The organism is Kribbella hippodromi (assembly GCF_039531045.1).
GTDB classification, from domain to species: domain Bacteria; phylum Actinomycetota; class Actinomycetes; order Propionibacteriales; family Kribbellaceae; genus Kribbella; species Kribbella hippodromi.
Map to the genome: position 1 here is coordinate 169,217 of NZ_BAAAPH010000004.1, position 12,358 is coordinate 181,574.

Sequence of the window (12,358 nt, forward strand, 5' to 3'; positions counted from 1 at the left end):
GAGCTCTTGTCTCGAAACCTACGGAGTAGTATGTTCCTCGGAACGCTAGGAGGATGGCAGTGACTGCTCGCGCTCTGGAAGGCCTCGTCGTTCTGGATCTCAGCCAGGTCTACAACGGCCCGTACTGCACGCTGCTGATGGCTCAGCTCGGTGCGGAGATCGTCAAGATCGAACCGTTCACCGGCGAGCCGGTCCGCTGGCGGGTGGTCGGCGAACAGCAGACCGCCGCCTTCGGCCTGCTGAACGGGAACAAGCAGAGCCTCCGGCTGAACCTGAAGGACCAGCGCGGCAAGGATCTCTTCCTGCGCCTGGTCGCCGCGGCCGATGTGGTCGTGGAGAACTTCGCGCCGGGCACGCTGCAGCGGCTGGGTCTGGGGTACGAAGTCCTTGCCGAGAGCAACGACAGGATCATCCTCGCGTCCGGGCGCGGCTACGGCGCGCAGACCCCACAGGCCAACCAGCGCGCGATGGACCTGACCATCCAGGCGGTCTCCGGCGTGATGGCCTCCACCGGCTATCCGGACCAGCCCCCGATGAAGGCCGGTGCCGCGCTCGCGGACTTCTTCGGCGGCACGCATCTGTTCGGCGGGATCATGGCGGCGTTGTACCAGCGCACCACGACCGGCCGCGGACAGCACGTCGAGGTCGCCATGCAGGACGCGGTGATCCCATCGCTCACCTCGAACATCGCGGGGTACCTGGACAGCGGCGGCACGCTGCCGGAGCGTACCGGCAACCGGCACGGCGGGCTGGCCGTCGCGCCCTACAACGTCTATCCGGCGGCGGACGGCTGGGTCGCCATTCTGTGTATGACCAACGGCCATTGGCAGTCGCTGTGCGCGTTGATGGATCGCCACGATCTCGCCGCCGATCCGGCCTTCGCGTCGCCGGCGGCCCGGGTCGCGCGGATCGACAAGCTCGACGACATCGTGACCGGTTGGGCCGAGACCCTGGCCCGCGACGAGGTGGTCGCGAAGCTGCAGCAGGCCGGAGTACCTTGCGCGCCGGTGCTGGCCTTGTCCGATGTCATGTCCGGCCCACTGGTCGGTCCCGAAAGCATGATCCGGCCGGTCAAGGACGCGCACGGCGCGGAGTCGTACGTCTTCGGCAGCCCGCTGCACCTGACCGATTCGGAGCCGGTACCGAGCACCACGGCACCCGCGCTCGGCGAGCACACCGACGACGTACTCACCCGCACGCTGGGCCTCACCGGCGCCGAGCTCGCAACGCTCCGCGCCGAGAACGTGATCTAGGAGGAATCGTGGCCGTCGACGAAACCGTACTCGAGGCGGTTCGGACCCGGATCGGGGTCGAGAGCACCCACGAACTGGGCACCATCACCGCGCTGATGATCCGCCGGTACGCCCGGGCCATCGGCGAGTCCAACCCGCTGTACTACGACACCGAATTCGCCCGTGGTTGTGGGCATCCGGACATCATCGCGCCGCCCAACCTGGTCACCGCGGTCTCGGTCTGGGACGAAGGCCCGAGCGAGGACGGCTTGCGCGCCGACGGCGTACCGACGGCCGCGCTCCAGGATCTGCCCACCGAGGGCGTACGCGTGATGGGTGGCGGCGAGGCGATGGAGTTCCATGCCCCGATCACGGCGGGTACGACGCTGACCGAGCGCAGCGCGATGCTCGACGCGGAGCTCACCGACGGTGCCAAAGGGCCGGTCATCGTCGTCCGCTACCGGCACGAGTTCGTCGCCGCGGACGGTCGCGTCCTGCTGACTTCGACCCGAAAGGTGCTGCTCCGATGACCACCACGACCACCGGCCTCCGCTTTGGCGACGTCAGCGTCGGCGACCAGCTGCCCGAGCTGCGCCGGACCCCGACCCGGCTGCAACTGTTCCGCTACAGCGCCGTCACCTGGAACAGCCATCGCATTCATTTCGACGCCGAGTATGCCGCGTCCGAGGGCTATCCGGACGTGCTGGTCCAGTCGCATCTGCACGGCGCGTTCCTGGTGTCGCTGTGCACGGACTGGATCGGTACGACCGGCACGCTGCGCCGCCTTGAGGTGTCGGTCCGCAGGTACGCGGTGCCGGACGACGTGCTGGTCTGCACCGGCACGGTCACCGGCAAGGAGCGCGCCGCCGACGGTACGGGCCTGCTGCACCTCGAGCTGACCGAGACGCGTGAATCCGACCAAGTGCGCTGCGCCATCGCGACCGCCACGGTGGCTTTGCCGCTCTGACCCCCGACCGATGAGAAGGACACCATGAGCGATGACCGAGAGATCCTGCGGATCGCGAACTGTTCCGGGTACTACGGTGACCGGCTGTCCGCGGCCCGCGAGATGGTCGAGGGCGGTCCGATCGACGTACTGACCGGTGACTACCTGGCCGAGCTGACCATGCTGATCCTGGCGAAGAGCCGGCAACGCAAGCCCGGTACCGGGTACGCGACCACCTTCCTGACCCAGCTGGAGCAGGTCCTCGGCACCTGTCTTGAGCGCGGCATCAAGATCGTCAGCAACGCCGGCGGCCTGAACCCGGCCGGGCTCGCCGCCGAACTCGGGCAGCTCGCCGAACGGCTCGGGCTGCGGCCGCGTATCGCCCATCTCGAGGGTGACGACCTGCTCGACCGGCTTCCGGAACTGCAGCGAGACGGCCACCCGCTGGCGAATCTCGCCACCGGCCAGAGCCTCGCCGACATCCAGCCGGTGACCGCGAACGCGTACCTCGGCGGCTGGGGAATCACCGAGGCGCTGCGAGCCGGCGCGGACATCGTGGTGTGCCCGCGAGTCACCGACGCTTCGCTGGTCGTCGGCCCGGCCGCCTGGGCGTTCGGCTGGAAGCCCGACGACTGGGATCGGCTGGCCGGGGCGGTCGTGGCGGGGCACGTGATCGAGTGCGGTGCGCAGGCGACCGGCGGCAACTACTCGTTCTTCACCGAGCTGCCGTGGACAGGCCCGCTCGGCTACCCCATCGCCGAAATCGCCGCGGACGGGTCAAGCGTGATCACCAAGCACCCCGGCACCGGCGGCGCGGTCACGATGGAAACCGTCACCGCGCAGGTGCTGTACGAGACCGCGGCACCCGACTACCTGAACCCGGACGTGATCGCCCGCTTCGACACCGTCGAGCTGTCCGACGCCGGGCCGGACCGGGTCCGGATCAGCGGAACCCGCGGGCTGCCCGCGCCGGAGACCTCGAAGGTCTGCATCAACTACCACGGTGGCTACCGCAGCAGCGCCACGTTCGTGCTGACCGGCCTGAACATCGAGGCCAAGGCGGACTTCGTCACCCGTGCGCTCGATCAAGCGCTCGGCGGGCTGGACACCTTCGACGAGGCCGACGTACGGCTGCTCCGCACCGACCGCGCCGACGCCGCGAGCGCCCCGGGCGCCGAGGCCCGGCTGAAGGTGACGCTAAAGGACCCGGACGAGACGCGGGTCGGGCGCCGGTTCTTCAACGCGATCGGGGATTTCGGGATGGGCGGCTACCCAGGTATGTGGATCGATCAGGCGGATCGGGCAGCGAGCGCGTACGGCGTGTATTGGCCGGCCCTGGTACCAACCACTGCACTGAGCCCAGAGGTCGTGTTCGCGGACGGATCGCGGTTGCAAGTGCCGGCTCCCCCGCTGGAGCCCTATGCCGGATACCGCGCCGCTGCACCGACGGCGTACGCACCTCTCCTGGACGAAACCGTCCTGGCACCGCTGGGTTCGGTGATCGGTGCCCGCTCGGGCGACAAGGGCGGCGATGCGAACGTGGGCTTCTGGGCCCGGACCGACGACGGCTACGACTGGCTACGGAGCTGGCTCGATGTCGAGGCCTTCCGGAAGCTGCTCGCCGAGGCTGCTGATCTCGACATCGACCGGTACGAGCTGCCGAATCTTCGCGCGCTGAACTTCGTCGTCCACGGCCTGCTCGGCGACGGCGTCGCGTCGAGTACGCGGCCCGATCCGCAAGCCAAGGCCTTGGCGGAGTACCTGCGCTCACGCCACGTCGAGATTCCGCAGCGATTGCTGCCGGTAGATCTTCCGACTGACCAAGGGGTGACGGTTCGATGATCAGGCCCTGGTTGCCACTGACCGCGGCGAACCTCGCCGAAGTACCCGCCGCGCTGGGCGTGTTCGAGATCTCCGGCCCGGGTGGCGTGATCGCGGTCGAGTACGCCGGCGGCCACAGCAGCTTCGGCCTGCGTGGCCGGCTCGAACGCTGGCTCGACGATCGGCCCGGACTCACGTTCCGGTACGAGCGGACCAACGCCTACCTGTCCCGCTACCGCGAACTCGTCCGTGCTTTCGAGGACGAGCACGGCAGACCACCCGAACAACCGGCCGGTGCCGGATCCGAGCAGAGGCTGGAGGGAGACCGATGAGTTTGCCGGTCACCGATGTGCAACGCGACCTGATCGACCTGGTCCGGCGCTTCGTCAGCACCGAGATCGTCCCGCTCGAGTTCGAGCTGGACCCGGACGAGAGCGAGCTGAGCGCTCCCGTTCTCGAGCGGCTGGTCACCAAGACGAAGCAGATGGGCCTGTACAACATCGACGTCCCCGAGGAGTACGGCGGCGCGGGGCTCGACACCGTGACCCGGACGCTGCTGGCGATGGAGATGTCGCAGCACCGCGCCGGGCTGTACGCCCCGTGCTACGCCGCCTTCGGGCAGCCGGACATGGGCCAGCTGTACGACGGCACGGACGAACAGAAGGAGCGGTACCTGTACCCGGTGCTGCGCGCCGAGAAGAAGTCGTTCTTCGCGCTCACCGAACCGTCCGGCGGCAGCGACCCGGCCCGGGCGATCCAGACCCGGGCGAAGCGGGACGGTTCGGACTGGATCATCAACGGCAACAAGACGTTCATCAGCGGCGCGGACACCGCCGACTTCGGTCTGGTCTTCGCCCGCACCGGCGACCAGGAGTCCGGCCGCTCGGGCATCACCTGCTTCATCGTCGACGCGGACACGCCGGGATTCACCGTCCGGCGGGTGATCCACACGCTCCGTTCCGGGCACTGCCCGACCGAACTCACCTTCGAAGACGTCCGGGTGCCCGCCTCCGCGGTGCTCGGCGAGGTCGGGCAGGGGTTCGCGCTGGCAACCGAGCGGCTGACCAAGAACCGCATCCCGTACGCGGCCGGGTGTCTGGGCGTCGCGATGAAAGCGCATCGGATGGCCGTCGAGTACGCCGGGACGCGGTCGGTGTTCGGGTCCACGCTCGCCGAGCACGAGGGCATCCAGTGGATGCTCGTCGACAACGAGATCGACCTCCGGTCGGCGACGCTGATCACGCTCGACGCCGCCGAGCGCGCCGACAGCGGGCAGCCGTTCCGGACCGAGGTCGCGATGGCGAAGATCGTCGCCACCGAGGCGGCCGGCCGGGTGGTGGACCGGGCGATCCAGATCCACGGCGGGTACGGCGTCACCAAGGACCTGCCGCTGGAGCGGTGGTACCGCGAGCTGCGGATCCGCCGGATCGGCGAAGGCAGCACCGAGACCCAGAAGATGATCATCAGCCGGGACCTGCTCCGCGGCCGCTACCAAGGCCTGCTGGACCGCTGAGTATTGGGAGGGAGAAGCGATGAACGACAACCCAGCGTCCGGCGCGAACCGGCAGGTGGGCACGAGCCCGTACGGTCCCGAGGACCAGATCGGGCGGCTGAACCTGATGACGCCGGAATCCCGGCAGGCCGTGATGAGCCGGGTCGACGCGAGCCAGCTGTTCGATCTCTCGGTGGAGTACTTCATCGGGATGCCGTCCTGGCAGGCGATCGGCGATCCGCCGTACCAGTTCTGGATGACGCATTCGCCGCACGGTACCGAGGTCGAGGGCTGGCTGGGCATTCCGGCGGAGCTGACGAAGTACATCAGCTACTCGGGTGACTCGGTGCTGATGTACACCCACACCGGTACGCACATCGACACGCTGAATCACTACGGCTACCACGGCAAGGTCTACAACAACTTCACCGAACGCGAGCACCTCGGTTCGCGGCACTGGATGGTGAACGGCGCCGACAAGTTCCCACCGATCGCGGCGCGGGCGGTGCTGCTCGACTTCCCGGCGCTGCGGGGCGTCGACGTGCTGCCGGCCTCGTACGGGATCACGCCCGACGACGTGGACGAGTGCCTCGCCGCGGAAGGGCTGGAGATCCAGGAAGGCGACGTCGTCCTGATCCGTACCGGGCGGATGCGCTACTGGCCCGAGAAGGAGGCCTGGGGGGACAACCCGCCGGGGATCAACCGGGCGGCGGCGGTGCACCTGGTGAACCAGGGCGCGATGATCGTCGGCTCCGACACGTCCTGTCTCGAACAGGCACCGGCGAACGACGAGGACAACTTCACCCCGGTGCACACCTATCTGCTGGCCGAAGCCGGGGCGCCGATCATCGAGGCGCTCAATCTGGAGGAGCTGGCCGCGGCCAAGGTGTACGAAAGCGCCTTCCTCGCGGCCAACCTGCGGCTCCGCGGCGCCACCGGCGCGCCCTTGCGGCCCTGGGCCTTCCCGCTCCGCCAGGACTGAGTCACCCAGCGGTCCGCAGCTTCCGACGAAGCTGGCCTCAAACCACAGTAGATCCATGAATCAACTAGGAGTTTGGCATGCGCGACGCAGTGATCGTGGCGGCGGTCAGATCGCCGATCGGTAAACGAGCCGGCGTTCTCTCCGGCCTGCACCCGGCCGACCTGTCCGCCCAGGTACTCCAAGGGCTCGCGGCCCGCGCGGGCCTGGACCCGGCCCTGGTCGACGACGTGGTCTGGGGGTGTGTCGGCCAGATCGACGAGCAGTCGGTCGACATCGCGCGGACCGCCGTCCTGTCGGCCGGCTGGCCGGAATCGGTACCCGGCACGACCGTCGACCGGCAGTGTGGGTCGTCCCAACAATCCATCGCGTTCGCCGCCGCCGGTGTGATCGCGGGTCACTACGACATCGCGGTGGCCGGCGGCGTCGAGTCGATGTCCCGCGTCCCGATGGGCAGCACGTATCGCGACGGGATGCCGATCGGCGAGCTCTACGTGAAGCGCTACGGCGAGGGGATGCCGAACCAGGGCCTGGGCGCCGAGCGGATCGCCCGTCAATGGTCACTGAGCCGCACCGACCTGGACATGTACGCCGTACGGTCGCACCAGCGGGCGGCTCGTGCCGCCAAAGACGGACTGTTCGACCAGCAGATCGTGGCGATCGAAACCGCGGACGGCCTGGTCCGCGCCGATCAGGGCATTCGCCCGGACAGTACGGTCGAGGTACTGGCCAAGCTGAAGCCCTCGTTCCTGGACGACGGCGTGATCAGCGCCGGCAACGCCTCGCAGGTCAGCGACGGCGCCGCGGCGGTGCTGATCACCACCTCGGAAATCGCCGCGGCCCACGGCTGGACGCCGCTGGTCCGGGTGCACACCTCGGTCGTCGCGGGCAGTGACCCGAACATCATGCTCACCGGGCCGATCCCGGGCACCCACAAGGCTTTGAAGCGGTCCGGGCTGAGTCTCGACGACATCGGCGCCTTCGAGGTCAACGAGGCGTTCGCGTCCGTCCCGCTCGCCTGGCAGGCCGAGTTCGGCGTCCCCGAGGAGAAGCTGAACCCGCTCGGCGGCGCGATCGCGCTCGGGCACCCGCTCGGCGGCTCCGGCGCCCGGATCACCACCACGCTGGTCCATCACATGGTCGACCGCGGCATCCGGTACGGCCTGCAGACCATGTGCGAAGGCGGCGGGCAGGCCAACGTGACGATCTACGAGTTGCCGGCGTGACTCGTCGTTTCGCCGGCGTCGAGGCGCTTCGCGGCGCGATCGGGGAAAGCCTCGGCACCGGCGAGTGGCTCGAGATCGACCAGGACCGCGTCGACGCGTTCGCGGCGATCACCGACGACCGGCAGTGGATTCATGTCGACCCCGAGCGGGCGGCGGCGGGTCCGTACCAAGGCACGGTCGCGCACGGGTACCTCACGCTGTCGCTGCTGCCCGCGCTCGGGCGCTCGATCTTCACCGTCGACGGGCTCCGGATGGCGATCAACTACGGCCTGGACCGGGTCCGGTTCCCGCACCCCGTCCGGGTCGGGGCCCGCATCCGCGCCCACGCGACGCTGGCCGGCGTGACGGACACCGATGCCGGCCTCCAGGCCGTCGTCAGCTTCACGGTGGAGATCGACGGCGAGAGCAAACCCGCGTGCATCGCGGAGACCGTCCGGCTGCTGGTTCCGAGCCGGACCTGACCGACCCCCGACAAGGAGAGCAGGATCAATGGGACGCTATGAAGGGCGGATCGCCGTCATCACCGGCGGCGCCCGCGGGATCGGGCTGGGCATCGCCGGCCGGCTGGCCGCGGAAGGCGCCGGCATCGCGCTGATCGACCTCGACGAGACCGCGGCCGCAAAGGCCGTCGCCGGCCTGCCGCTGACCGGCGGCGCGAAGGCGATCGCGGTCGGCGCGGACATCAGCGACGGTACGGACGTCGCGGCCGCCGTCGGCCGGGTCATGGGCGAGCTGGGCGGGGTCCACGTACTGGTCAACAATGCCGGCGTCACGCGGGACAACTACCTGTTCAGGATGACCGAGGACGACTGGGACCTGGTGATGGATGTGCACCTGCGCGGTGCGTTCCTGATGAGCCGGGCCGTCCAGAAGCACTTCGTCGAGCAGCGCTACGGCAAGATCCTCAATCTCTCCAGTACATCCGCACTCGGCAAGAAGGCGCAGACCAACTACGCCACCGCGAAGATGGGCATCCAGGGCCTGACCCGCTCGCTCGGGATCGAACTCGGGCCGTTCGGGATCAACGTGAACGCGATCGCGCCCGGGTTCATCGTGTCCGAGATGACCGACGCGACCGCGGCCCGGCTGAAGCTGGACGTCGACGAGTTCCGGCGCCTCGGCGCCGAGAAGAACCCGGTGAAACGGGTCGGCGAGCCCGCGGACGTCGCCGCGGCCGCCGCGTTCATGTGCAGCGACGAGGCGTCGTACATCACCGGCCAGACGCTGTACGTCGACGGCGGCGCCAAGCTCTGAGAGGACCCGATGATTCCCGCTGTGGCCTTCGACGTGACCATCCGTCTCGGTAGTATGTCCGCATGAGGCAACCGAACGTCACCAGTCGTTCACAGGACCCCAAGCGTCAGATGGGCGCCCGCGAGATCCTGGACGCCGCCGCGCTCGCGTTCTCCGAGCGCGGCTACGCGGCGACGTCCATCGACGACGTCGCCGACGTCCTGGGCGCGACCAAAGGACGGATCTATCACTATTTCCGGACCAAGGGCGAGCTCTTCATCGGCATCCACCGCCGCGGCATCGAGTGGATCCTGGAGGCGATCGGGCCGACCGCCGAACGCGACGACCTGGAGCCGGCCGTCAAACTCCGGGAGATGGTCCGGCAGCACGCGCTGATGATGATGGAGCACCACACGTACATGGGCGTCGGCCAGTTCCTGATCGACATCCACCTGGCCGGCGAAGGCCGCAGCCAAGGCGCCGCGATGGAGGAGATCCTCCAGATGCGGCGGAAGTTCGAGGACTACTACGTCAAGGTGGTCGAGGAGGGCATCAAGACCGGCGCGTTCCGCGACACCGACGCGAACCTGATCGCGAAGGCGATGCTCGGCGCCGTGAACTGGATGCATGTCTGGTACCGCCCGGACGAGGCCCGCGACACCCCCGAGCAGCACGAACGCATCGCCGCCACCCTCGCCGACCACGCCATCCACGGCCTGGTCAAGTAGGTAAGGTGGCCGGTGGGTCGTGACTGGCGTCTGGATGGGTTCACCATCGGGGAGCGGCCTCGTCGGATGACGTCGTGCCGCGCGCCTGGGCTTCTCGGACTTTCCCTGGGAGGCACGGCGTGGACGGATTCGGTGGACCGGACGTTTGGGCAACGCGGCCCCGGGTGGTGGGGATCGTCAACGTCACGACTGACTCGTTCTCCGACGGAGCACGGTCCTCGCCGGGCTCGCGGAGATCAAGGCCCGGTACGGCTTGCCGGTCCTGATCTCGCCGTCCAGGAAGTCGTTCCTCCGCGCCCTGACCGACAGAGACCTCGTGGACATCGGCCCGGCAACCTTGGCCGCCGAGCTGTACGCAGCCGCTCAGGGCGCGGACTTCATTCGTACGCATGACGTGGCCGCGCTTTCGGACGCGCTCACGATCTTCGCGGCACTGGCCAAGCACCATGATGGGTCCTGACACGTCGTAGTCTCTGGTTGACAGTCGGTGCGACGGACGGGGAATCAGGCGAATGCAGGTTGTGCTCACCGTGGTCGATCCCGTGCTCGGCGTACGCGCGGATGTCCTCGTCAAAGCCGACGCCGAGACGAAGGTGTCCGCGGTAGTACCGCAACTGGTCGCCGCCGTCAGCGGGCTGTCGTCGCCCCCGGGGACCGCCTCGGTGACAAGCCTGCACGGAGCTCGCGTACAGCCTGCGATCTACGTCGGCAGCGCCCTGGTCGATCCCGGCGCCACGATCGCCGCCTCGCCGCTGCGTGAGGGCTCCGTTGTCAGCCTCGGAGACTCGCGTGGCTGTCTGCCCGCGGAACCGCAAGGGCTGATCGAGCTCCGCGTAGTCAGCGGCCCCGGCGCCGGCGGCGTTCACCGGTTGGGCATCGGAAGCTACACGATCGGCACCACGGCGGACTCAGCCGTACGTCTCGCCGGGGCGGGCATCCCGGACTCGGTCGGTACGGTGACGGTGACCACCTCGGGCGAGGTGACCTTTCGATCCGAGGTACCCGAATCCGCGCAGGCACCAGACCGGCCGCACGATCCAGCGGCCGGCCCGATCGTGCTCCCCGGCACCGGGACTGGCACGGATGTGGAGATGCTGCCGCCAGGTCATCGGGCCGCTTTGCTCGAGGTGGACCGCCGCCCGCAGACCGCTACGAACAAATGGTCCGGCCGGACCTGGGCAACCGGCTCGCAGCTGACTGTAGGACCGGTTGTCCTCGAACTGGCCGCAGTCCAGCCTCCCGATGCCTCGCTTTCCGCCGATCCCAACGGCGGAATCCTCGACTTCAACCGCCCACCACGGCTGCTGCCACCACCCAGGCGAACCGAATTCACCCTGCCGCCCGAGCCCGAGAAGCCGCGCCGGCAGAGCTTCCCGCTGATGATGATGGCCCTCCCCCTGGTCGCGTCGGTCGCGATGGCGGTGTTCCTGCGGCAGCCAGGCATGCTGCTCTTCGGGCTGCTCTCGCCACTTCTCTACCTCGGTCAGTACTTTCAGAGCCGCCGCGAAGGCAAGACGAGCTACAAGCAGCAGCTGGCCGAGTACCGGGACCGGAAGCGCCGGATCGAGGCCGCGGCGATGGACGCCCTCGCCGAGGAACGCGAGGCCCGCCGGCGCGACGTACCAGACGCGGCAAACCTGCTGCTGTTCGCGACCGGCCCTCGCTCCAGGCTCTGGGAACGCCGCCCGACCGACCCGGACTGGCTGGAGCTCCGGCTCGGTACGGCCGACCTGGACAGTGAGGTTGTGGTCGAGGACGCGACAAAGGACAGTCACGTACGGCGGCGTACCTGGACTGCTCCCGATGTCCCGGCGACTGTTTCGCTGTCGTCCTCAGGCGTCCTGGGGATCGCCGCGCCGAACGGTGACTCGCAGCGCCTCGGCGCCTGGCTGACTGGGCAACTCGCTACGTTGCACAGTCCGCAGACGCTGCGACTGATGGTCCTGTGCCCGCCGGAGACCGCCGCGGACTGGGCCTGGACCCGTTGGCTGCCGCATCTGCGCGGCGGCGAGGACGACGGCTATCTCAATGCCGTCGGCAACGATGACGAGACCACGATCCGGCGGATCGCCGAGCTGACCGCGCTCGTCGAAGCCCGGCGCAAATCGCTCGGCAACTCGATCACCGAAGCGCCCGCCTTTGCACAGCAACTCGTGGTCGTGATGGACGGTGCTCGCCGCCTGCGCTTGCTGCCCGGAGTAGTGGCGCTGCTCCGTGATGGTCCGTCCGTCGGGGTCCGGTTCATCTGTCTGGACGCCGACGAGCGCCAGCTCCCCGACGAGGCCAAGGCGGTCGTCACGCCGCACGGTGCGTGGTGGCGCCTGCGCCGTACGGGCGCTCGGCCGATCGACGGGATCCGGGCCGATCTGGTCACTCCTCAGTGGCTGGATCGGCTGGCAAGATCCCTCTCCCCCATCAGGGACGTCTCCGGCGGTGAGGGCGGCGCCGCGCTTCCCGAGAGCAGCAGGCTGCTGTCCGTACTCGGCATGGACCCGCCTCGGCCGGAGCAGGTCGCCGCGCTCTGGAGCGTACGGGGGCGTACGACCCAGGCGCTGCTCGGCGAAGGGATCGATGGCAACTTCGCTGTCGACATCGTCCGGGACGGACCGCACGGCCTGGTCGCGGGTACCACCGGCGCCGGTAAATCCGAGCTGCTCCAGACCCTGATCGCTTCGCTTGCCGTCGGCAACCGTCCGGACGA

At 68.8% G+C, this 12,358-nt stretch carries 11 protein-coding genes, 1 pseudogene and 1 riboswitch; all 12 genes and pseudogenes read left to right on the forward strand.

Features of this window, described 5'->3' with window-relative positions:
- Positions 1–53: 53 nt before the first annotated feature.
- Complete coding sequence (locus tag ABD260_RS07735; protein WP_344232670.1) at positions 54–1,253, forward strand: CaiB/BaiF CoA transferase family protein; 1,200 nt, start codon at positions 54–56, stop codon at positions 1,251–1,253.
- 8 nt (positions 1,254–1,261) lie between these two features.
- Positions 1,262–1,762: a MaoC family dehydratase gene (locus ABD260_RS07740; RefSeq protein ID WP_344232671.1), complete on the forward strand. Its 501-nt coding sequence runs from the start codon at positions 1,262–1,264 to the stop codon at positions 1,760–1,762.
- Complete coding sequence (locus ABD260_RS07745) at positions 1,759–2,199, forward strand: hotdog family protein (protein WP_344232672.1); 441 nt, start codon at positions 1,759–1,761, stop codon at positions 2,197–2,199. The genes ABD260_RS07740 and ABD260_RS07745 overlap by 4 nt, the downstream gene beginning before the upstream one ends.
- A gap of 24 nt (positions 2,200–2,223) precedes the next feature.
- Positions 2,224–4,020, forward strand: coding sequence for an acyclic terpene utilization AtuA family protein (locus tag ABD260_RS07750; RefSeq protein ID WP_344232673.1), 1,797 nt, complete (start codon positions 2,224–2,226; stop codon positions 4,018–4,020).
- Positions 4,017–4,331 carry a DUF7508 domain-containing protein gene (locus ABD260_RS07755; protein ID WP_344232674.1) on the forward strand — a complete coding sequence of 105 codons (315 nt, stop codon included), beginning with the start codon at positions 4,017–4,019 and terminating at the stop codon, positions 4,329–4,331. Before ABD260_RS07750 ends, ABD260_RS07755 begins: the two co-directional genes overlap by 4 nt.
- Complete coding sequence (locus ABD260_RS07760) at positions 4,328–5,512, forward strand: acyl-CoA dehydrogenase family protein (protein WP_344232675.1); 1,185 nt, start codon at positions 4,328–4,330, stop codon at positions 5,510–5,512. Before ABD260_RS07755 ends, ABD260_RS07760 begins: the two co-directional genes overlap by 4 nt.
- 19 nt (positions 5,513–5,531) lie before the next feature.
- Positions 5,532–6,473: a cyclase family protein gene (locus ABD260_RS07765; protein ID WP_344232676.1), complete on the forward strand. Its 942-nt coding sequence runs from the start codon at positions 5,532–5,534 to the stop codon at positions 6,471–6,473.
- Between the two features lie 77 nt (positions 6,474–6,550).
- Entirely contained in the window at positions 6,551–7,696 is a 1,146-nt protein-coding gene (locus ABD260_RS07770; protein WP_344232677.1) for a thiolase family protein, read from the forward strand.
- On the forward strand, positions 7,693–8,157 hold the full coding sequence (locus ABD260_RS07775; protein WP_344232678.1) for a MaoC family dehydratase: 465 nt from the start codon (positions 7,693–7,695) through the stop codon (positions 8,155–8,157). The genes ABD260_RS07770 and ABD260_RS07775 overlap by 4 nt, the downstream gene beginning before the upstream one ends.
- Positions 8,158–8,185: 28 nt before the next feature.
- Positions 8,186–8,950, forward strand: a complete 765-nt coding sequence (locus ABD260_RS07780) for an SDR family NAD(P)-dependent oxidoreductase (protein WP_344232679.1) — start codon at positions 8,186–8,188, stop codon at positions 8,948–8,950.
- Positions 8,951–9,012: 62 nt separating this feature from the next.
- Complete coding sequence (locus ABD260_RS07785) at positions 9,013–9,657, forward strand: TetR/AcrR family transcriptional regulator (protein ID WP_344232680.1); 645 nt, start codon at positions 9,013–9,015, stop codon at positions 9,655–9,657.
- A 9-nt stretch (positions 9,658–9,666) separates the two neighbouring features.
- Positions 9,667–9,755: riboswitch (ZMP/ZTP riboswitch) on the forward strand.
- A 113-nt stretch (positions 9,756–9,868) separates the two neighbouring features.
- Positions 9,869–10,117, forward strand: a pseudogene (locus ABD260_RS07790) (dihydropteroate synthase); the annotation flags it as partial.
- Between the last annotated feature and the right edge of the window lie 2,241 nt (positions 10,118–12,358).